Raw genomic sequence first — 17792 nt, 5'->3', positions numbered from 1 at the left:
AGTGAATTTCGGTGGCAAAAGCAAAATTTGATCGTAGCAAACCACACGTAAATATTGGTACCATCGGCCACGTCGACCATGGTAAAACCACGTTGACGGCAGCGATTACCGCTGTGCAAGCTTCCAAAGGTAAAGCAGATGCACAAAAATATGATGAAATCGACAAGGCTCCTGAAGAGCGTGAACGCGGTATTACCATCAACACCGCACACGTGGAATACGAGACAGATGCGCGTCACTATGCGCACGTTGACTGCCCAGGCCACGCCGACTACGTCAAGAACATGATTACCGGCGCTGCGCAAATGGACGGCGGAATCCTCGTTGTGTCCGCTGCTGATGGCCCGATGCCGCAAACACGCGAGCACATCTTGCTTTCACGCAATGTCGGCGTGCCTTACTTGGTTGTCTTCTTGAACAAGTGTGACATGGTAGACGACGAAGAATTGCTCGAACTCGTCGAAATGGAAGTTCGCGAGTTGTTGAACGAATACGAATTCCCAGGCGACGACATTCCGGTTATCCGCGGGTCCGCACTGCGCGCCCTCGAAGGTGACCCGGCTTATGTTACCAAGATTGAAGAATTAATGGATGCAGTTGACAGCTATATCCCAACGCCAGAACGCGATACTGACAAGCCTTTCTTGATGCCGGTCGAGGACGTCTTCACCATCACTGGTCGCGGTACGGTTGCTACAGGCCGTGTCGAACGTGGCGGCTTGAAGGTTGGCGACGAAGTTGAGATTGTCGGTTTGCACGAAGAGCGCCGCAAAACGGTTGCTACCGGTATTGAGATGTTCCGCAAACTGCTCGACTCTGCACAAGCTGGTGACAACATTGGCGCTCTGCTCCGTGGCGTAGAGCGTAAGGACATTGAGCGTGGACAGGTTGTTTGTAAGCCTGGTAGCATCAACCCACACACACAGTTCTCCGCAGAAGTTTACGTCCTGACGAAAGAAGAAGGTGGACGTCATACACCGTTCTTTAACGGTTACCGCCCGCAGTTCTACTTCCGTACGACGGACGTGACGGGTGTTGTTACGCTTCCAGAAGGTACCGAAATGGTAATGCCTGGCGACAACATCGGCATGAAGGTAGAACTTATCGCGCCAATCGCTGTTGAAGAAGGTACACGCTTCTCCATTCGCGAAGGTGGCCGTACGGTCGGATCTGGCGTCGTAGCTACGATTACGAAGTAAGTGTGAGTTCATATATTTAAGAAAATCCGAGGCGAGCAAACTTGCCTCGGATTTTTTTCAACCTTTTTCTTGTCATTAGGCAATTGTTTTAGTATAATACCGCATGTTGGTCTTTTATTGCGATGAAGCAGAAGGTTGCCTAAGTGTCCATAGCCATATGGGATACCGATGGGGGAATTTCTGTGGAGTATGTCCAACGAATTGGGCGATAAAGGAGGGAAAACATATGGCTAAGCAAAAGATCCGCATTCGACTGAAAGCTTATGATCACCAAATTCTTGACCAGTCTGCTGAACGTATTGTCGATACGGCAAAACGTTCCGGCGCAAAGGTTTCAGGACCGATACCGCTGCCGACTGAGCGCGAAGTGTACACCATCTTGCGCGCACCACACAAGTACAAAGATTCACGCGAACAGTTTGAAATGCGCACGCACAAGCGTCTGATCGATATAAACAATCCGACGCCACAGACCGTTGATTCGCTGATGCGGTTAGATCTGCCGTCAGGCGTCGATATTGAAATTAAGCTCTAAATGATGAAGTGATACACGTGGTACCGTTGCATTTGGATGTCTGCCTTGGGAGGTGCACATGATGAAAGGGATTCTCGGTCGTAAACTTGGAATGACGCAGGTCTTTACGGAAGAAGGACAGGTTATTCCAGTGACTGTGATTGAGGCTGGTCCATGCGTTGTCCTGCAGAAGAGGGAAGAAGCTGTAGACGGCTATGAGGCCATTCAAGTTGGGTTTGCGGATCAAAAAGCGAACCGTGCTACAAAAGCTGAAAAAGGTCACGCTGAAAAGGCGGGGACTGCACCGAAACGCTTTGTGCGTGAATTTCGCGGCGTGAACTTGTCTGACTATGAAGTTGGACAACAGCTGAAAGCTGATGTGTTTGCGGTGGGTGACGCTGTAGACGTGATTGGCGTGTCGAAAGGGAAGGGCTACGCTGGTCCGATTAAACGGCACAATCAACATCGTGGTCCGATGTCTCACGGTTCAAAGTATCACCGTGGCGTAGGTTCACTTGGTGCTGTGGCGCCGAACCGTACATTCAAAGGACAGACCATGGCTGGTCGGATGGGTGGAGAGCGGATCACTGTTCAAAACCTTGAAATTGTCCGTGTAGATACGGAAAAGAACGTTTTGTTGGTCAAAGGTTCCGTTCCTGGGCCGAGAAATTCGTACGTGACCGTGCGTTCAGCTGTGAAGGTCACACAATAAGACGGTTTGAAAGGAGGCAAATTGATGCCGACGGTAGCAGTCTATAACGTTGCAGGCGAACAAGTTTCTGAAGTTGAACTGAATGAGCGGTTGTTTAGTGCGCCTGTTCGTTCTGATTTGATGCACCAGGTGGTTTTGCAGTATCTTGCAGCCCGCCGCAGTGGTACACACAAAGTGAAAAATCGCTCTGAAGTGGCTGGCGGTGGCCGCAAGCCATGGCGCCAAAAGGGAACAGGGCGCGCTCGTCAAGGAAGCATTCGCTCACCGCAGTGGAAGGGCGGTGGCGTTGTCTTTGGGCCAACACCGCGTTCATACGCGTTCTCTGTGCCGAAAAAGGTTCGTCGCCAAGCGCTGTACAGTGCATTGTCTTCCAAGTTCGCTGAGGGCAAGGTGCTCGTGTTGGATGACTTGGGCATTGTTGAGCCAAAGACAAAAAATATGGTGGCTGTACTGAATCAGTTTAATCTCAACAAAGCGTTGATTGTCGACGGCGAGAAGTTGCAAGCGGCATTTCTGTCCACTCGCAACATTCAAGGTGTCAAGTACATGGACGCAAGTGGGATTAATGTCTACGAGATTCTTCGTTACGAACATCTCGTGTTGACGAAGGATGCAGTTGCCAAGGTTGAGGAGGTGTTCGCATAATGGATGCGCGCGACCTCATTAAACGTCCGATTATCACGGAACGTGCAACAGAGTTGATGGAAGAAAACAAGTATGTTTTTGAAGTTGACCGCCGTGCGAATAAGGTTGAAATTCGCAAAGCGATCGAAAAATTGTTCGATGTGAAGGTTGCACAGGTCAACACGCTGAATCAAACAGGCAAGCAAAAACGCGTTGGCCGTCACGTGGGTCGGACTTCTGATCGAAAAAAAGCAATTGTCAAGCTGACGCCTGAGTCGAACCCGATTGACTTTTTTGGCGAAGCGTAAAAACGTCTGATAAATATTGCAACTTGATTCAACAAAGGAGGTTGTCAGTGTGGCTGTAAAGAAGTATCGCCCGACGTCACCGGGTCGGCGCTTCATGTCTGTGTCTTCATTTGAAGAGATCACCACAGATACGCCGGAGAAATCCCTGCTTGCTCCACTCAAGAATCGTGCTGGACGCAATCACCAGGGTAAGATCACTGTTCGCCACCAAGGCGGTGGACACAAACGTCGCTATCGTATCATTGACTTCAAACGGAATAAAGATGGGATCCCGGCGAAGGTTGCGACAATTGAGTATGATCCAAATCGGTCTGCTCGTATCGCGCTTCTCCACTATGTGGATGGCGAAAAGCGCTACATTTTGGCTGCGAATGGGTTGAAGGTCGGCGACAAAATTCAGTCCGGTCCAGATGCGGACATTCGTGTAGGCAATGCGTTGCCAATTGCAAATATCCCGGTTGGTTCAGTGATTCACAACATCGAGCTGAAGCCTGGTAAAGGCGGTCAGTTGGTGCGTGCAGCGGGTACCTCTGCACAGTTGATGGCCAAAGAAGGGGTCTATGCGACCATTCGTCTGACATCAGGCGAAGTGCGCCGTGTTCGCATTGAATGCCGTGCGACACTTGGCCAGGTTGGTAACTTGGATCACGAGAACATCAACATTGGTAAAGCGGGTCGCAGTCGTTGGTTGCGCCATCGCCCAACCGTTCGCGGTTCTGTCATGAACCCTGTGGATCACCCGCACGGTGGTGGCGAAGGTCGTGCGCCAATCGGTCGGAAATCTCCGATGTCTCCATGGGGCAAGCCGACGCTTGGCAAAAAGACTCGCAAAAAGAATCATCCTTCGGACAAGTATATTGTGCGTCGTCGTACGAAGTAATTTGCTTGGCTAGGTTTTAGGAAGGGAGGCACACCACATTGACTCGTTCGCTTAAAAAAGGACCGTTTTGCGATGACCACCTCATGAAGAAGGTGGAAGCCCAAAACACGGCTGGCGACAAAAAGGTGATTAAAACATGGTCGCGTCGTTCGACCATTTTCCCGCAATTTGTTGGCCACACATTTGCTGTGCATGATGGACGCAAGCACGTGCCGGTCTACGTGAGTGAGGACATGGTAGGACACAAGCTTGGTGAATTTGTTCCTACTCGCACATTCAAGGGACACGCTGGCGATGAAAAGTCATCTCGTTCCCGTTAAGAGAACTTGATAGGTAAGGAGGTTGGACGTATGGAGGCCACGCAAACCCGCGCTGTTGCAAAGTACATTCGTATTGCGCCGCGCAAAGTGCGTTTGGTAGTGGATTTGATTCGTGGGAAAGACACGGACGAGGCGCTTGGGATTCTGAAATTTACACCGCGGGCTGGTTCGCCGGTTGTGGAAAAAGTGTTGAAGTCTGCAATTGCAAACGCTGAAAACAACCACAATTTGGATGCGAGCCGCTTGTTCGTCAAGGAAGTTTACGTGGATGAGGGGCCAACCCTGAAACGGTTCCATCCGCGTGCACAAGGTCGTGCGTACAGCATTTTAAAACGTACCAGCCATGTTACGGTCGTGGTTGCTGAGAAGAAGGAGGGATAATCCGGCATGGGTCAAAAGGTCAACCCAGTTGGTCTGCGAATCGGTATTATTCGCGATTGGGAAGCAAAGTGGTTTGCGAACAAAAAGGACTATCAAGATCTTCTTCATGAAGACCTGAAAATCCGCAACTACGTTGCTGGTCGCTTGAAGGACGCTGCTGTGTCTTCTGTGGACATTGAGCGTGCGGCAAATCGCATCAACGTCACGATTCATACTGGCAAACCCGGTATGGTTATCGGCAAAGGCGGTTCAGAAGTAGATGCACTTCGCAACAATTTGAATCACCTGACGGGGAAACGAGTGCACATTTCCATCTCGGAAATTAAAGTGCCAGATTTGGCTGCAAAGCTCGTAGCTGAAAACATTGCGCTGCAATTGGAACGCCGGGTGTCATTCCGCCGTGCGTTGAAGCAGGCGATTCAACGCTCGATGCGCGCAGGCGCAAAAGGTGTTCGCGTACAGGTTTCTGGCCGTCTTGGCGGTGCGGAAATTGCGCGTACTGAAGGTTACTCTGAAGGCACAGTTCCTCTTCATACATTGCGTGCTGATATCGATTATGCGTTGGCTGAAGCACATACGACGTACGGTCGAATTGGTGTGAAGGTGTGGGTCTATCGCGGTGAAATCCTCCCGCAGCGCAACAAGTCTGCAGCGGAAGCACCGCAAACTGCCCCAGAAGGAGGTAGGTAAGCGATGTTGATGCCCAAGCGCGTCAAGCATAGAAAAGAGCACCGCGGTCGGATGACAGGTCAGTCAAAGGGCGGCAACGAGATCGCGTTCGGTGAATTCGGTTTGCAGGCGCTCGAAGCAGCTTGGATTACAAACCGTCAAATCGAAGCAGCTCGTATCGCGATGACGCGTTATATCCGTCGTGGTGGTAAAGTGTGGATTAAAATTTTCCCGAGCAAGCCAGTGACCCAGAAACCTGCTGAAACGCGGATGGGTAGCGGTAAAGGTTCTCCGGAGAAGTGGGTTGCCGTGGTTAAGCCAGGTCGTGTGATGTTTGAACTGGCAGGTGTGCCTGAAGAAATTGCGCGTGAAGCGATGCGTCTTGCAGCAAACAAGTTGCCGATTAAGACCAAGTTCATTACACGCAGCAGTCAAGTGGGTGGTGACGCAAATGAAAGCAACTGAACTGGTCGGTTTGAGCAGTGAAGAGTTGGAGAGCCGTGTGGATGAGTTGAAGGGCGAACTGTTCAACCTCCGCTTTCAACTCGCCACAGGTCAGTTGGAGAATCCAATGCGGATTCGCCAAGTGCGGAAGGATATCGCGCGGGTAAAAACAATTTTGCGTCAGCGCGAATTGGGAATTAGCTAACACGAAAGGAGGTCGTTTCGTGGAACGGAATGAACGCAAGGTACGCGTTGGCAAAGTGGTAAGTGACAAAATGGATAAGACCATTGTGGTTGCTGTTGAAGATAACGTGAAACACCGTTTGTACAACAAGACCATTCGTCGCACAAAGAAGTTCAAGGCGCACGATGAGAATAATGAGGCGAAGATTGGCGATACAGTACGCATTGCTGAGACGCGTCCGTTGAGCAAAGACAAGCGCTGGCGCTTGGTTGAAGTGATAGAAAAGGCAGTTATCATCTGAAGCCTGCTTGAGAGAAGGGAGGATGCCGCATGATTCAACCACAGACGCGTCTGGTGGTCGCTGATAACTCTGGTGCGAAGGAAATTATGTGTTTCCGCGTGCTGGGTGGATCGAACCGCAAGACGGCGAACATTGGTGACATCATCATTGCGTCCGTTAAGAGTGCAACACCCGGTGGCGTTGTCAAGAAGGGTGATGTTGTAAAGGCGGTTGTTGTCCGGAGTAAACGCGGTTATCGTCGCAATGACGGATCGCACATTCGCTTTGAGGAAAATGCAGCGGTGATTATCCGTGAGGATAAGAGTCCGCGTGGGACGCGTATTTTTGGTCCGGTCGCACGTGAGTTGCGTGAACGGGATTTCATGAAGATTATCTCGCTGGCACCGGAAGTTCTTTAAAGTGTACGACGATAGTGCTGATGTGGGAGGTGTCAACCGTGGCAAAAATGCGTGTGAAAACTGGAGATAAGGTCGTCGTCATCGCTGGCAAGGACAAGGCGAAGAGCGGCCGTGTTCTGAAGGTGTTCCCGAAGGAACAACGCGTATTGGTCGAAGGCGTGAACATTGTGAAGCGCCACTCGAAACCGAGCGCTGCAAATCCGGACGGCGGCATTCTTGAGAAGGAAGCTTCCATTCACGTATCCAACGTGGCAATTGCAGATCCCAAGACAGGCGGCGCAACGCGCGTCGGGTTTAAGTTCTTGGAAGATGGAAAGAAAGTTCGTTACGCAAAAAAGTCTGGCGAAACATTGGACTAAAGTAGCCAGGTGAAGGGAGGTACAATAGTGGCTCGTTTGTATGATATGTACCGCAATGAGGTCGTGCCGAACCTCGTAAATCAATTCTCGTACAAGAATGCTTTACAGGCACCACGCGTTGAAAAAGTTGTGATTAACATGGGTTTGGGTGAAGCGACGCAAAACCCGAAAGTGATTGACAGTGCAGTCGAGGAATTGAGCATCATTACAGGTCAAAAGCCTGTCATTACAAGGGCGAAAAAGTCGATTGCCGGCTTCCGTCTGCGTGAAGGGATGCCAATTGGCACAAAGGTCACTTTGCGTGGAGAACGCATGTACCATTTTCTCGATAAATTGATGAATGTTGCACTGCCTCGTGTGCGCGACTTCCGTGGGGTTTCACCGCGTGCGTTTGACGGTCGTGGCAACTACACACTGGGTTTGCGGGAGCAACTGATCTTCCCGGAAATCGATTATGACCAGATCGACAAGGTGCGCGGCATGGAAGTGGTCGTCGTCACCTCTGCAAAGACCGACGAGGAGGCACGTTCGCTCTTGACAGAGATGGGCATGCCATTCCGGAAGTCATAAATAAACGAACGAGGAGGTAGAGACCGTGGCTAAAAAGTCGATGATCGCGAAAGCACAGCGCAGCCCGAAGTTCAGCACACGTGCCTATACACGGTGCCGCGTTTGCGGGCGTCCGCATTCGGTATTGCGCAAATTCGGTGTCTGCCGTATCTGCTTCCGCGAGCTGGCATACAAAGGACAGCTGCCGGGTGTTAAAAAAGCAAGTTGGTAAATTTCTCGCGGAAGGAGGGCATTGAATCATGGTGATATCCGATCCGATTGCGGATATGTTGACCCGGATTCGCAATGCGAATCAAGTGCGTCATGAAAAAGTTGAAATCCCAGGCTCGAACATAAAGCGTTCAATCGCTGAAATTCTCAAACGTGAGGGCTACGTTCGAGATGCGGAGTTCGTTGAAGATACGCATCAAGGTGTGATTCGTGTGTTCTTGAAGTACGGTAAAGGTCAAGAGCGCGTCATCACCGGATTGAAGCGCATCAGCAAGCCAGGCCTTCGCGTTTACGTCAATCATGACAGTATTCCGCGTGTGCTTGGCGGCCTTGGTGTTGCAATTCTGTCTACGTCAAAAGGCATTCTGACTGACCGTGAAGCGCGTCAAGCGGGCATCGGCGGCGAAGTGCTTTGCTACGTTTGGTAATTTAGCAGGATTGGAGGTGTAGGTATGTCCCGTATAGGACGTAAACCCATTGCGGTTCCATCAGGCGTGGAAGTGGTTCTTGATGGAAACACGCTTCGTGTGAAAGGCCCAAAGGGGAATCTGGAACGCTTGGTTCATCCCGAGATAAGCGTCATTGTTGACACAAATGAAATTCGTGTAGAACGTCCAAGCGATGAAAAGAAGCACAGGGCGTTGCACGGTACGACGCGCAGCGTCATTGCGAATATGGTTGAAGGCGTCACAAACGGCTTCACGAAGAACCTGGATCTTGTCGGCGTCGGTTATCGCGCGGCAAAATCCGGCGCAAAAATCACTTTGTCACTTGGCTTCTCTCACCCGGTTGAATTGCCGAATGTCGAGGGAATCGAAGTTGATGTCCCAGCGCAAACCAAGTTGAGCGTCAAAGGCATTGACAAAGAATTAGTTGGTTCGTATGCAGCGAAAGTTCGCGAACTTCGTCCACCGGAACCCTACAAGGGAAAAGGGATTCGTTATGAAGGCGAAAATGTTCGCCGTAAAGTGGGTAAGACTGGTAAGAAATAATCCGCGTTCGGTGAGAGGAGTGAATCTGGTTGATTACGAAGCAAAATCGCAATGTAGCGCGCAAGCGTCGGCATGTACGTGTACGGGCACGTGTATCCGGTACAGCAGCGCGACCACGCTTAAATGTGTTTCGTTCTAACAAGCACATTTACGCGCAAGTGATCGATGATGTAAAAGGCGTGACATTGACCAGTGCATCGTCGTCCGAGAAGGACTTCGGCTTGGGTGGAAACATTGAAGCAGCTCGCAAGATTGGGGAAGCCGTTGCGAAGCGTGCACTGGAAAAGGGTATCAAATCTGTGGTTTTTGACCGCGGTGGCTACTTATATCATGGTCGTATTCAAGCACTCGCAGAGGCAGCGCGTGAAGCGGGTCTCGAATTCTAAAATAGAGAGGAAGGTGTTAACGTGCGCGTAGATCCAAACCAACTCGAGTTGTCGGAACGCCTTGTTTCAGTAAATCGCGTTGCTAAAGTCGTCAAGGGCGGACGTCGCTTCTCCTTCTCCGCTTTGGTCGTTGTCGGTGACCAAAACGGGTACGTCGGTGCTGGCATGGGCAAGGCACAGGAAGTGCCTGACGCCATTCGCAAAGCAGTCGACGATGCGAAGAAGAACCTGATTCACGTCCCAATGAAGCGGACATCCATTCCGCACGAGGCACTTGGCCGCTTTGGCGCTGGCCGCGTTTTGATCAAGCCAGCTCCACAAGGTAGTGGTGTCATCGCCGGCGGTCCTGCACGTGCAGTGCTGGAGCTCGCTGGCATCAAGGACATCGTGACAAAATCACTGGGTTCCACGAATCCAATCAATATGGTCCATGCGACCCTCGACGCTTTAAAGCAGTTGAAGCGCGCTGATGAAGTTGCGCGTTTGCGCGGCAAGAGCGTTGAAGAAATTCTCGGTTAAGGAGGAGGCAACATGGCGAAAAAATTGGCGATCACGCTAAAGAAGAGCCCGGTTGGCCGCCCCGAGAATCAACGTAAAACTGCGGTGGCGCTCGGACTGAAGAAGCTCCAGCAAACGGTTGTTCGCGAAGATACACCGGTGATTCGCGGCATGGTCAATCGAATTTCGCATCTCGTTGAAGTCGTCGAACAAGACGCGTAATCGAAACGAAGGAGGTGTCCTAGGATGCAGTTGCATGAACTGAAGCCCAAAGCGGGCTCTCGTCACGCGCGCAAGCGTGTTGGACGTGGTACGAGTTCGGGGATGGGTAAAACATCGACGCGTGGTCACAAGGGTCAATGGGCTCGTTCCGGCGGTGGTGTGCGCCCTGGCTTTGAAGGTGGCCAGACGCCATTTTTCAAACGCCTGCCGAAGCGTGGCTTTAACAACGATCGTTTTGCGAAACAGTACGCTACGGTCAACGTAGAAGCACTCAACGCGCTCGAAGCAGACACTGTGGTCACGTCGGAGGTTCTACTCGCAAAGCGGATCATCCGTGAGCCATTGGATGGTTTGAAGATCCTCGGTACTGGGGATTTGAGCGTGAAGTTGACTGTGAAGGCACAAGCGTTCTCGGCGACCGCAAAGGAAAAGATTGAGGCCGCTGGCGGAACCGCTGAGGTGATTTGACGTGGGTAGCGCCATTGCGAACTTGTGGCGTCTAAAACACCTTCGCAATCGGATTTTGTTTACATTGATGGTGATTGCCGTGTACCGGATAGGCACATATATTCCGGTACCTGGCATGAACGTAAATGCTTTAAATTCCGGTCAGGACAACAATGCGTTGTTCAACTTGCTCGATATGTTTTCTGGTGGCGCGTTTTATCGATTTTCGATATTTGCTATGAGTGTGACGCCGTACATCACCGCTTCCATCATTGTCCAACTCTTGCAGGCAGGGGTTGTACCTCGCTTTGAAGAGTGGCAGAAGGAAGGCGAGTCGGGGCGGCAGCGGCTGACGCAAATCACGCGTTACCTGACAGTGGGCTTGGGCTTGGTGCAAGCCATCGGATTTACGTATATGTTCGACCGGAGCAACCTTTTGCTGGTACATGGCATTTGGTCGTACATCATCATCATCGTCACACTCGCAACGGGTGACACGCTGTTGATGTGGTTCGGTGAAATGATCACTGAACGAGGGGTCGGCAACGGGATATCCATCATTATCTTTGTCGGCATCTTGTCTCGTTTTAGCGGTTTGGGACAGACGGTCTATACAAACTGGTTTATGGGGCAATCCGGCCACTTGTTCCTGTCGGTGTTAAAGGTATTGCTTTTGCTCTTGGGGATTGTGATTATTTTTGTTCTGATTGTCCTGGTTCAGCAGGCGGTGCGCAAAATTCCCGTGCAATACGCGAAACGGGTCGTTGGCAGAACCGTTTACAGCGGGCAACAGACACACATTCCCATCAAGGTGATTGCAGCGGGCGTGATTCCGGTCATTTTCGCAGTATCGCTCTTGGTGTTGCCTTACACCATTGCGTCTTATTTTGAATCACACGCGTGGGCTGCGTTCGTGCTCCGGTATTTAAGTCCGAATACGGGCTGGTATATGGCGCTCGAAGTTGTGCTGATCATCGCTTTCTCGTTCTTCTACACGCAAGTACAAATCAATCCGCAGCAGTTAGCGGAACAACTGCAAAAGCACGCCGGTTTCATTCCTGGTGTGCGCCCGGGATACGACACGGAACTGTACATTGTAAAGGTCATCAACCGTGTGACTGTGTTTGGTTCGCTGTTTCTGGGGTTCATTTCGGTGCTGCCGTTCGTGTTGTTGTCAGCCATCAATCTGTCTTCGTTCTATCTGGGTGGAACCTCGCTGATTATTTTGGTGGGTGTCGCTCTACAGACGATGCAGCAGATGGAAGGACAATTGCTGCAACGGAAGTATCGTGGGTTTATTCGCTAGCGAGTCGCGAAATAAGGGGGATATATCGTGCAGGTCATACTCGTTGGTCTTCCTGGGGCTGGGAAAGGCACGCAGGCCGAACGAATTCAATCGTATTTCGGCATCCCGCACATTTCGACTGGAGACATGTTCCGGCGCGCCGTGGCGTCTGGAGGTGAGCTTGGGCAGCAGGTTCAGTCCTACTTGAACAGTGGACGACTGGTGCCAGACGAGATCACCATCAAGGTGGTGCAAGAGCGCCTCGTGGACGAGGATGCACAGCGCGGATTCTTGCTGGATGGATTCCCACGTACCCTTGAGCAGGCGGACGCGCTCGACGGTATGCTGACTGAGATAGGCAAGCCAATTGATGCCGTTCTTTACATTCATGTTTCCGAGGATGTACTGTTGGCGCGGTTGACGGGGCGTAGGATCTGCCGTCAATGCGGTACAACGTACCACGTCATTTTCCAGCCTCCTAAAGAAGAAGGTGTCTGTGACAAATGTGGTGGGGAACTGTATCAACGCTCAGATGATTCGGAAGAAGCGGTGAAGACGCGTCTGGAACAATACAAGCACACCGCCCCCCTCATTGAATATTATCGGGAGCGTGGCGTATTGCGACAAATCGACGGTCTTCAGCCGATTGAACAGGTATTCGAAGATGTTCAGGCTGTGCTGGCCGCGTATGCGAGGTGAGTGCAGCGACAATGAGCGGATCTAGAGAATTACCACCTATAGGTAGTCTCATAGAGGTCGTCCAAGGTCGTGATGCAGGTCTCATCGCGGTGGTTGTTGGACATGTAGATGAACGGTTCCTTTTGATTGCGGATGGGTCGGTTCGACGAGCGGATCGACCGAAGAAAAAGAACGTGATGCATGTTCGCGACTTATCTTATGTCGCAGAGGAATTTGCTCGCAAGTTGGTGAGCGATGGTCGGTTCAACAATGCACAGTTGCGATATGCGGTCCGGAAGTTTGTGGAAGAGCGCTTGGCGATAGCACAAGAGAGCGCAGAAGGAGGCGCGTTTCGTGGCGAAGGATGATGTGATTGAGGTTGAAGGTAAGGTAATTGAGCCGTTGCCAAACGCGATGTTTCGCGTGGAGCTGGAAAACGGTCATAAAATTTTGGCGCATGTATCAGGTAAAATCCGGATGCATTATATCAAAATTTTGCCGGGGGATCGCGTTACGGTGGAGTTGTCTCCATACGATTTGACGCGTGGCCGCATTACCTACCGTTACAAATGACGATTGATCCCGACTTTACGATAGGTTCAATTGTGAGCCATGGGATTTCAATGAACCAGTCGAAATGGCGGATCAAGGAAATTGGTGATTTGCAAGGTAGACTGGTATTCGACTGCAATATGCGGTATGATACCGCAAGTGAGGAGGGTTCTAGATGAAAGTACGGCCTTCTGTCAAGCCAATGTGCGAAAAGTGCAAAGTGATTCGTCGCAAAGGTAATGTGATGGTCATCTGTGAAAACCCGAAACACAAGCAACGCCAGGGTTAAGGCGTGGCCTGACGATTCGTTATGTTACGTCCACGACTACAGCGCGGCTGATCCCTTCAATGGGACTGTAATCGTGTTTCTATAGATTTTTGACAAACATGTGGAGGTGGACAGACAACATGGCTCGTATTGCCGGCGTCGATTTGCCGCGTGATAAGCGTGTGGAAGTCGGCTTGACTTATATCTATGGCATCGGTCGCACGACGTCAAACAAAATTCTTGCTTTGACTGGGATTGACCCGAATCGTCGAGTGAACGAATTGACAGAGGAAGAAGTCATTCGTTTGCGTGATGCCATTGACAAGAATCTCAAAGTAGAAGGCGATTTGCGTCGAGAAATCGCTCTGAACATCAAACGACTGGTAGAAATCGGATGTTATCGTGGCGTTCGTCATCGTCGCGGTTTGCCAGTTCGCGGTCAACGCACGAAAACCAATGCTCGTACGCGTAAAGGACCACGTCGTACAGTCGCTGGTAAAAAGAAATAATCGGGAGGTGTAACGTTTGGCAAAAGTGAAGCAACGCCGTGGGGCGACTGCTCGTCCACGCCGTCGCGATCGAAAAAACGTCGAAACAGGTGTGGCGCACATTCGCTCAACCTTTAACAATACGATTGTCAGCATCACAGACCCAACTGGCGCAGTCATCTCTTGGTCGAGCGCTGGTAACGTCGGGTTTAAAGGTTCTCGTAAAAGTACGCCGTATGCGGCTCAAATGGCTGCTGAAACGGCTGCGCGCACCGCGATGGAACATGGCATGAAATCAGTGGAAGTTGCTGTGAAAGGCCCTGGGGCCGGACGTGAAGCAGCAATTCGCGCATTGCAAGCTGCTGGCTTGGAGGTCAGCGGCATTCGTGATGTAACCCCAATTCCGCACAATGGCTGTCGTCCTCCGAAGCGTCGTCGTGTCTAAGGATACATTTTGCGACAAACAGGGTAGATTGCGCAAAATTTACTCGTTTTATGCATCGTAGGTATACATGAAATCGGAGGTGTCAAGACTAGAATGGCAAGATATACAGGGCCAGTGTGCCGTTTGTGCCGCCGTGAAGGCCTTAAGCTGTACTTGAAAGGCGAACGTTGCCTGACGGAGAAATGTTCAGTTGACAAGCGCCCGTATGCGCCTGGTCAGCATGGACAAGGTCGCAAACGCGCGTCTGAGTACGGTCAGCAGTTGCGGGAGAAGCAAAAGGCGCGTCGGTACTATGGCGTCTTAGAAAATCAATTTGGTCGATATTACGAGGAAGCGGCGCGTCGACGCGGTGTAACAGGCGAAAATCTGCTTGAGTTGCTTGAGAGTCGTCTGGACAATGTGGTGTTTCGTTTGGGTCTCGCCGGTTCACGTGCAGAGGCACGTCAACTGATTCGCCACGGGCACTTCAATGTGAATGGTGGTCGCGTGAACATTCCGTCCTACCTGGTGAGCGAGGGCGATGTTGTGGCTGTTCGTGAGAAGAGCCGGGAAATTGCTCGCGTGAAGGAATTGGTAGAGGCGCTGACAGGGCGTACGGTACCAGCTTGGCTGCAACTGGATGTCGAAGCGTTGAACGGCAAGGTTTTGCGGAAACCAGCGCGCGAAGAGATCGATACACCAATCGCAGAACAGATGATTATTGAGCACTACTCGCGGTAATCCGGGCGCGTGACGGGCACGGATGTACCGACCGGTTCCGAGCGTCGAGAAGGAGGATTATGAATGATTGAAATAGAGAAGCCGCGGATTGAGATTGTGGAACAGGCAGAGGACTATGGGAAGTTTGTCTGCGAACCTCTGGAACGTGGATACGGTACGACGTTCGGTAATTCTTTACGGCGGATTTTGCTGTCCTCCATTCCGGGCGCAGCAGTTCGTTCTGTAAAGATTGAGGGCGTTTTGCATGAATTTGCGACAATTCCAGGCGTGGTCGAAGACGTTACGGAAATCATTCTCAATCTCAAACGGCTCTCGCTCAAAATTCACTCCGACGAAGAGAAAATCTTGATTATCGACGCGGATCATCCGGGAGACATTACAGCCGCCGACATTCGAGCCGATTCGGATGTAGACATCATGAATCCGGACCTGCACATCGCGACATTGACGGAAGGCGCGCGTGTTTACATTGAACTGCGCGCCGGTCAAGGGCGCGGTTATGTGCCAGCGCACCGCAATAAACCGGACGAACAGGAAATTGGGTTAATTCCAATCGACTCACTCTACTCGCCGATCACCCGCGTCAACTTTGCAGTTGAAAACACGCGTGTGGGGCAAGTGACTGACTACGACAAGCTGACCCTGGAGATTTGGACGGACGGCAGTGTTGCACCGGACGAAGCAGTCAGCGTCGGGGCGAAGATACTCACGGATCATCTGATGCTCTTCGTAGGGCTGACTGATCGCGGTAAAGATACCGATATGATGGTCGAGAAGGAAAGCGCACAGAATGACCGCGTGATGGATATGCCAATTGAAGAATTGGATCTCTCGGTTCGTTCTTACAATTGTTTGAAGCGCGCAGGCATCAATACGGTTGCCGAACTGTGCTCGCGTTCTGAAGAAGATATGATGAAAGTACGGAATCTCGGACGCAAGTCCTTAGAGGAAGTTATTGAGAAGTTAGAGGGAATGGGCCTGGGACTTCGTGAAGAGGACTAAAGTCCCCCTCATGTCATCTGCGAAGGAGGGAACAAAGTGGCTTATCGGAAACTGAATCGTACGTCTTCAAACCGGAAGGCGCTCTTTCGGAGTTTGGTCACAGATCTCGTATTGTACGAGCGCATTCAAACGACGGAAGCAAAGGCGAAGGAATTGCGGTCTATTGCCGACAAGATGATCACATTGGCGAAACGTGGCGATTTGCATGCACGTCGCAAAGTTGCACAATATGTTCGCCGTGAGCAATTGGAAGGCGAAGACAGCCAGGATGCAATCCAAAAGTTGTTTTCTGACATCGCACCGCGCTTCCAAGAACGCAATGGTGGTTATACACGCATTGTGAAACTGGGTGCGCGTCGTGGTGACGCAGCGCCGATGGTAATGATTGAACTGGTGCAATGAGCGTAGAGCGTGATACAGGCCGTGGAGGGCGGATTCGTCTCGTCGTCGCGTACGACGGGAGCGGCTTCCACGGCTTTGCGCGTCAAAGTGGTTTGCGCACGGTGCAAGGCGTGCTGGAAGACACCATCAGCGGCATGCTGGGTGTGCCTGTGGAAGTGCATGGCTCGGGCCGCACAGACGCAGGTGTCCATGCGCGGGCGCAAGTTATTCATTTTGATCAGGCATTTGGGCCGACGGCAGACAGATATGTGCATGTGCTGTCCAGACGCTTGCCAGCGGATATCATCCCTGTGCAGGCAACAGAAGTGGACAGTGGCTTTCACGCCCGTTTCTCCGTGGTGCGCAAATCCTATCGCTATTCGGTGCACAAGTCGAAAATTCCAGATGTCTTTCGCTATCGTTTTACTTGGAATGTCCCCACTGCCTTAGATCTCACTGCGATGCGCCGAGCGGCAAATCATTTAGTCGGTGAGCATGATTTTACCAGTTTCTGCGCTGCAGCCGCTCCCCAAGAGAACAAGATTCGCACACTTTATCGCTTTGACATCGAAGAGACGGACGATGAGATATTGTTTTATTGTGAGGGCAACGGTTTCTTGCAGTATATGGTGAGAATCATGGTCGGAACCGTGGTGGATGTAGGGCTTGGCAAATTTTTAGACACGGCGGTACCCGACATGTTGAGCGTGCGTTCACGTGCCAGTGCTGGCAGAACAGCGCCACCGCAGGGATTGTGTTTGTGGAATGTCGAATATCCGCCTGAATATGGTGGAAAAGTACTTGATCTGTGACTTCATTTGTTATAGACTTATGCAGGTATATTTGACCCGCTGACTCCCCGTTACTGTCAAAGGTCAAATCACTGATTCGGAGGGAACCTACTAATGCGTACGACGTATATGGCTAAGCCGGGCAGCGTTGAACGTAAATGGTATGTCATCGATGCTACGGGCTGGCGCGTAGGTCGTTTGGCTACACATATTGCGTCCATTCTGCGAGGCAAGCATAAACCAGAATTTACGCCGCACGTTGACACTGGCGACTTTGTCGTTGTTGTCAATGCGGATAAAGTGGAATTTACAGGTAACAAGTTATCGACGAAGATGTATCGCCGTCACTCCGGTTATCCTGGTGGTCTTAAAGAAGTGAGCGCTGCTGATATGCTGAACAAGCACCCAGAGCGTGTTTTGTACTACGCTGTACGGGGTATGTTGCCGCATAACACGCTAGGCCGTCAACAACTGAAAAAGTTTAAGGTCTACGCTGGTCCGGAACATCCGCATGCAGCTCAACAACCAGTGCCGTTAGATCCGGCAAACAAGGGATAATAGGAG

Annotated in this window: 34 protein-coding genes; all 34 read left to right on the top strand. The window is 51.3% G+C overall.

All coding sequences use genetic code 11. The features are described from left to right. The first annotated feature begins 11 nt into the window (after positions 1 to 11). The 34 genes from tuf to rplM all read left to right on the top strand — a co-directional run bounded on the left by tuf (position 12) and on the right by rplM (position 17786). Positions 12 to 1199, top strand: a complete 1188-nt coding sequence (tuf, locus tag ACFSB2_RS00260) for an elongation factor Tu (protein WP_377940488.1) — start codon at positions 12 to 14, stop codon at positions 1197 to 1199. 226 nt (positions 1200 to 1425) lie between these two features. Then, positions 1426 to 1734 carry a 30S ribosomal protein S10 gene (gene rpsJ, locus ACFSB2_RS00255; RefSeq protein WP_268006156.1) on the top strand — a complete coding sequence of 103 codons (309 nt, stop codon included), beginning with the start codon at positions 1426 to 1428 and terminating at the stop codon, positions 1732 to 1734. 58 nt (positions 1735 to 1792) lie between these two features. Beyond that, positions 1793 to 2425 (top strand): 50S ribosomal protein L3, encoded by a 633-nt coding sequence (gene rplC / locus ACFSB2_RS00250; RefSeq protein ID WP_377940487.1) that lies wholly within the window; start codon positions 1793 to 1795, stop codon positions 2423 to 2425. Positions 2426 to 2449: 24 nt separating this feature from the next. Beyond that, complete coding sequence (gene rplD, locus ACFSB2_RS00245; protein WP_377940486.1) at positions 2450 to 3070, top strand: 50S ribosomal protein L4; 621 nt, start codon at positions 2450 to 2452, stop codon at positions 3068 to 3070. Continuing rightward, entirely contained in the window at positions 3070 to 3357 is a 288-nt protein-coding gene (gene rplW / locus ACFSB2_RS00240; protein WP_377940484.1) for a 50S ribosomal protein L23, read from the top strand. The genes rplD and rplW overlap by 1 nt, the downstream gene beginning before the upstream one ends. Before the next feature lie 49 nt (positions 3358 to 3406). Next, positions 3407 to 4237 carry a 50S ribosomal protein L2 gene (gene rplB, locus ACFSB2_RS00235; protein ID WP_377940483.1) on the top strand — a complete coding sequence of 277 codons (831 nt, stop codon included), beginning with the start codon at positions 3407 to 3409 and terminating at the stop codon, positions 4235 to 4237. A gap of 38 nt (positions 4238 to 4275) precedes the next feature. Further along, positions 4276 to 4557, top strand: coding sequence for a 30S ribosomal protein S19 (gene rpsS, locus ACFSB2_RS00230; protein WP_377940482.1), 282 nt, complete (start codon positions 4276 to 4278; stop codon positions 4555 to 4557). A gap of 30 nt (positions 4558 to 4587) precedes the next feature. Further along, positions 4588 to 4938: a 50S ribosomal protein L22 gene (rplV, locus tag ACFSB2_RS00225; protein ID WP_377940478.1), complete on the top strand. Its 351-nt coding sequence runs from the start codon at positions 4588 to 4590 to the stop codon at positions 4936 to 4938. 6 nt (positions 4939 to 4944) lie between these two features. Further along, positions 4945 to 5628, top strand: a complete 684-nt coding sequence (gene rpsC, locus ACFSB2_RS00220; RefSeq protein ID WP_377940477.1) for a 30S ribosomal protein S3 — start codon at positions 4945 to 4947, stop codon at positions 5626 to 5628. Between the two features lie 3 nt (positions 5629 to 5631). Continuing rightward, complete coding sequence (rplP, locus tag ACFSB2_RS00215; RefSeq protein ID WP_377940476.1) at positions 5632 to 6072, top strand: 50S ribosomal protein L16; 441 nt, start codon at positions 5632 to 5634, stop codon at positions 6070 to 6072. Beyond that, positions 6059 to 6256 (top strand): 50S ribosomal protein L29, encoded by a 198-nt coding sequence (gene rpmC / locus ACFSB2_RS00210; RefSeq protein ID WP_377940475.1) that lies wholly within the window; start codon positions 6059 to 6061, stop codon positions 6254 to 6256. The genes rplP and rpmC overlap by 14 nt, the downstream gene beginning before the upstream one ends. Before the next feature lie 19 nt (positions 6257 to 6275). After that, positions 6276 to 6536 carry a 30S ribosomal protein S17 gene (gene rpsQ, locus ACFSB2_RS00205; protein WP_377940474.1) on the top strand — a complete coding sequence of 87 codons (261 nt, stop codon included), beginning with the start codon at positions 6276 to 6278 and terminating at the stop codon, positions 6534 to 6536. A 29-nt stretch (positions 6537 to 6565) separates the two neighbouring features. Then, positions 6566 to 6934: a 50S ribosomal protein L14 gene (gene rplN, locus ACFSB2_RS00200; RefSeq protein WP_377940473.1), complete on the top strand. Its 369-nt coding sequence runs from the start codon at positions 6566 to 6568 to the stop codon at positions 6932 to 6934. A 47-nt stretch (positions 6935 to 6981) separates the two neighbouring features. Then, entirely contained in the window at positions 6982 to 7293 is a 312-nt protein-coding gene (rplX, locus tag ACFSB2_RS00195) for a 50S ribosomal protein L24 (protein WP_377940525.1), read from the top strand. Positions 7294 to 7317: 24 nt separating this feature from the next. Beyond that, positions 7318 to 7863 (top strand): 50S ribosomal protein L5, encoded by a 546-nt coding sequence (gene rplE / locus ACFSB2_RS00190; RefSeq protein ID WP_377940524.1) that lies wholly within the window; start codon positions 7318 to 7320, stop codon positions 7861 to 7863. Between the two features lie 25 nt (positions 7864 to 7888). Next, entirely contained in the window at positions 7889 to 8074 is a 186-nt protein-coding gene (locus ACFSB2_RS00185; RefSeq protein ID WP_377940472.1) for a type Z 30S ribosomal protein S14, read from the top strand. A 28-nt stretch (positions 8075 to 8102) separates the two neighbouring features. Then, complete coding sequence (gene rpsH / locus ACFSB2_RS00180) at positions 8103 to 8501, top strand: 30S ribosomal protein S8 (protein ID WP_377940471.1); 399 nt, start codon at positions 8103 to 8105, stop codon at positions 8499 to 8501. A 24-nt stretch (positions 8502 to 8525) separates the two neighbouring features. Beyond that, the gene (rplF, locus tag ACFSB2_RS00175) at positions 8526 to 9065 is read left to right on the top strand and encodes a 50S ribosomal protein L6 (RefSeq protein ID WP_377940470.1); all 540 of its coding nucleotides are present in this window, start codon (positions 8526 to 8528) and stop codon (positions 9063 to 9065) included. Between the two features lie 29 nt (positions 9066 to 9094). Further along, the gene (gene rplR, locus ACFSB2_RS00170; protein ID WP_377940469.1) at positions 9095 to 9451 is read left to right on the top strand and encodes a 50S ribosomal protein L18; all 357 of its coding nucleotides are present in this window, start codon (positions 9095 to 9097) and stop codon (positions 9449 to 9451) included. A 21-nt stretch (positions 9452 to 9472) separates the two neighbouring features. Next, on the top strand, positions 9473 to 9970 hold the full coding sequence (gene rpsE / locus ACFSB2_RS00165; RefSeq protein WP_377940468.1) for a 30S ribosomal protein S5: 498 nt from the start codon (positions 9473 to 9475) through the stop codon (positions 9968 to 9970). Positions 9971 to 9982: 12 nt separating this feature from the next. Then, the gene (gene rpmD / locus ACFSB2_RS00160) at positions 9983 to 10171 is read left to right on the top strand and encodes a 50S ribosomal protein L30 (RefSeq protein WP_377940467.1); all 189 of its coding nucleotides are present in this window, start codon (positions 9983 to 9985) and stop codon (positions 10169 to 10171) included. Positions 10172 to 10195: 24 nt separating this feature from the next. Further along, positions 10196 to 10639, top strand: coding sequence for a 50S ribosomal protein L15 (rplO, locus tag ACFSB2_RS00155; protein ID WP_377940466.1), 444 nt, complete (start codon positions 10196 to 10198; stop codon positions 10637 to 10639). Between the two features lies 1 nt (position 10640). Then, positions 10641 to 11924, top strand: a complete 1284-nt coding sequence (secY, locus tag ACFSB2_RS00150; protein WP_377940465.1) for a preprotein translocase subunit SecY — start codon at positions 10641 to 10643, stop codon at positions 11922 to 11924. A gap of 27 nt (positions 11925 to 11951) precedes the next feature. Then, a complete protein-coding gene (locus ACFSB2_RS00145; protein WP_377940464.1) occupies positions 11952 to 12602 on the top strand; it encodes an adenylate kinase in 651 nt (216 codons plus the stop codon). A gap of 11 nt (positions 12603 to 12613) precedes the next feature. Further along, entirely contained in the window at positions 12614 to 12949 is a 336-nt protein-coding gene (locus ACFSB2_RS00140; RefSeq protein WP_377940462.1) for a hypothetical protein, read from the top strand. Next, complete coding sequence (gene infA / locus ACFSB2_RS00135; protein WP_268044904.1) at positions 12936 to 13154, top strand: translation initiation factor IF-1; 219 nt, start codon at positions 12936 to 12938, stop codon at positions 13152 to 13154. Before ACFSB2_RS00140 ends, infA begins: the two co-directional genes overlap by 14 nt. A 154-nt stretch (positions 13155 to 13308) precedes the next feature. Beyond that, on the top strand, positions 13309 to 13422 hold the full coding sequence (gene rpmJ, locus ACFSB2_RS00130; protein ID WP_008339738.1) for a 50S ribosomal protein L36: 114 nt from the start codon (positions 13309 to 13311) through the stop codon (positions 13420 to 13422). A 119-nt stretch (positions 13423 to 13541) separates the two neighbouring features. After that, on the top strand, positions 13542 to 13910 hold the full coding sequence (rpsM, locus tag ACFSB2_RS00125) for a 30S ribosomal protein S13 (RefSeq protein ID WP_377940461.1): 369 nt from the start codon (positions 13542 to 13544) through the stop codon (positions 13908 to 13910). A 16-nt stretch (positions 13911 to 13926) separates the two neighbouring features. Beyond that, positions 13927 to 14334: a 30S ribosomal protein S11 gene (gene rpsK / locus ACFSB2_RS00120; RefSeq protein WP_377940460.1), complete on the top strand. Its 408-nt coding sequence runs from the start codon at positions 13927 to 13929 to the stop codon at positions 14332 to 14334. 93 nt (positions 14335 to 14427) lie between these two features. Then, a complete protein-coding gene (gene rpsD / locus ACFSB2_RS00115) occupies positions 14428 to 15054 on the top strand; it encodes a 30S ribosomal protein S4 (RefSeq protein ID WP_377940459.1) in 627 nt (208 codons plus the stop codon). A gap of 63 nt (positions 15055 to 15117) precedes the next feature. After that, positions 15118 to 16056 carry a DNA-directed RNA polymerase subunit alpha gene (locus ACFSB2_RS00110; RefSeq protein WP_377940458.1) on the top strand — a complete coding sequence of 313 codons (939 nt, stop codon included), beginning with the start codon at positions 15118 to 15120 and terminating at the stop codon, positions 16054 to 16056. A 36-nt stretch (positions 16057 to 16092) separates the two neighbouring features. Beyond that, positions 16093 to 16458, top strand: a complete 366-nt coding sequence (gene rplQ, locus ACFSB2_RS00105) for a 50S ribosomal protein L17 (protein ID WP_377940457.1) — start codon at positions 16093 to 16095, stop codon at positions 16456 to 16458. Beyond that, positions 16455 to 17249 carry a tRNA pseudouridine(38-40) synthase TruA gene (gene truA, locus ACFSB2_RS00100; protein WP_377940456.1) on the top strand — a complete coding sequence of 265 codons (795 nt, stop codon included), beginning with the start codon at positions 16455 to 16457 and terminating at the stop codon, positions 17247 to 17249. Before rplQ ends, truA begins: the two co-directional genes overlap by 4 nt. 93 nt (positions 17250 to 17342) lie before the next feature. Then, a complete protein-coding gene (gene rplM, locus ACFSB2_RS00095) occupies positions 17343 to 17786 on the top strand; it encodes a 50S ribosomal protein L13 (protein WP_377940455.1) in 444 nt (147 codons plus the stop codon). Positions 17787 to 17792: the final 6 nt, after the last annotated feature.

The organism is Alicyclobacillus fodiniaquatilis, from assembly GCF_042678105.1.
Lineage (GTDB): Bacteria > Bacillota > Bacilli > Alicyclobacillales > Alicyclobacillaceae > Alicyclobacillus > Alicyclobacillus fodiniaquatilis.
This window is presented reverse-complemented; position numbering and strand designations above follow the sequence as displayed.

Excerpts from the sequence above, each read along its gene's own strand:
- rpsJ (WP_268006156.1), top strand. The coding sequence starts at position 1,426 with ATGGCTAAGCAAAAGATCCGCATTCGACTGAAAGCTTATGATCACCAA.
- rplC (WP_377940487.1), top strand. The coding sequence starts at position 1,793 with ATGATGAAAGGGATTCTCGGTCGTAAACTTGGAATGACGCAGGTCTTT.
- rplD (WP_377940486.1), top strand. The coding sequence starts at position 2,450 with ATGCCGACGGTAGCAGTCTATAACGTTGCAGGCGAACAAGTTTCTGAA.
- rplW (WP_377940484.1), top strand. The coding sequence starts at position 3,070 with ATGGATGCGCGCGACCTCATTAAACGTCCGATTATCACGGAACGTGCA.
- rplV (WP_377940478.1), top strand. The coding sequence starts at position 4,588 with ATGGAGGCCACGCAAACCCGCGCTGTTGCAAAGTACATTCGTATTGCG.
- rpsC (WP_377940477.1), top strand. The coding sequence starts at position 4,945 with ATGGGTCAAAAGGTCAACCCAGTTGGTCTGCGAATCGGTATTATTCGC.
- rplP (WP_377940476.1), top strand. The coding sequence starts at position 5,632 with ATGTTGATGCCCAAGCGCGTCAAGCATAGAAAAGAGCACCGCGGTCGG.
- rpmC (WP_377940475.1), top strand. The coding sequence starts at position 6,059 with ATGAAAGCAACTGAACTGGTCGGTTTGAGCAGTGAAGAGTTGGAGAGC.
- rplN (WP_377940473.1), top strand. The coding sequence starts at position 6,566 with ATGATTCAACCACAGACGCGTCTGGTGGTCGCTGATAACTCTGGTGCG.
- rplX (WP_377940525.1), top strand. The coding sequence starts at position 6,982 with ATGCGTGTGAAAACTGGAGATAAGGTCGTCGTCATCGCTGGCAAGGAC.
- rpsH (WP_377940471.1), top strand. The coding sequence starts at position 8,103 with ATGGTGATATCCGATCCGATTGCGGATATGTTGACCCGGATTCGCAAT.
- rplF (WP_377940470.1), top strand. The coding sequence starts at position 8,526 with ATGTCCCGTATAGGACGTAAACCCATTGCGGTTCCATCAGGCGTGGAA.
- rpmD (WP_377940467.1), top strand. The coding sequence starts at position 9,983 with ATGGCGAAAAAATTGGCGATCACGCTAAAGAAGAGCCCGGTTGGCCGC.
- rplO (WP_377940466.1), top strand. The coding sequence starts at position 10,196 with ATGCAGTTGCATGAACTGAAGCCCAAAGCGGGCTCTCGTCACGCGCGC.
- ACFSB2_RS00140 (WP_377940462.1), top strand. The coding sequence starts at position 12,614 with ATGAGCGGATCTAGAGAATTACCACCTATAGGTAGTCTCATAGAGGTC.
- rpmJ (WP_008339738.1), top strand. The coding sequence starts at position 13,309 with ATGAAAGTACGGCCTTCTGTCAAGCCAATGTGCGAAAAGTGCAAAGTG.
- rpsM (WP_377940461.1), top strand. The coding sequence starts at position 13,542 with ATGGCTCGTATTGCCGGCGTCGATTTGCCGCGTGATAAGCGTGTGGAA.
- rpsD (WP_377940459.1), top strand. The coding sequence starts at position 14,428 with ATGGCAAGATATACAGGGCCAGTGTGCCGTTTGTGCCGCCGTGAAGGC.
- ACFSB2_RS00110 (WP_377940458.1), top strand. The coding sequence starts at position 15,118 with ATGATTGAAATAGAGAAGCCGCGGATTGAGATTGTGGAACAGGCAGAG.
- truA (WP_377940456.1), top strand. The coding sequence starts at position 16,455 with ATGAGCGTAGAGCGTGATACAGGCCGTGGAGGGCGGATTCGTCTCGTC.
- rplM (WP_377940455.1), top strand. The coding sequence starts at position 17,343 with ATGCGTACGACGTATATGGCTAAGCCGGGCAGCGTTGAACGTAAATGG.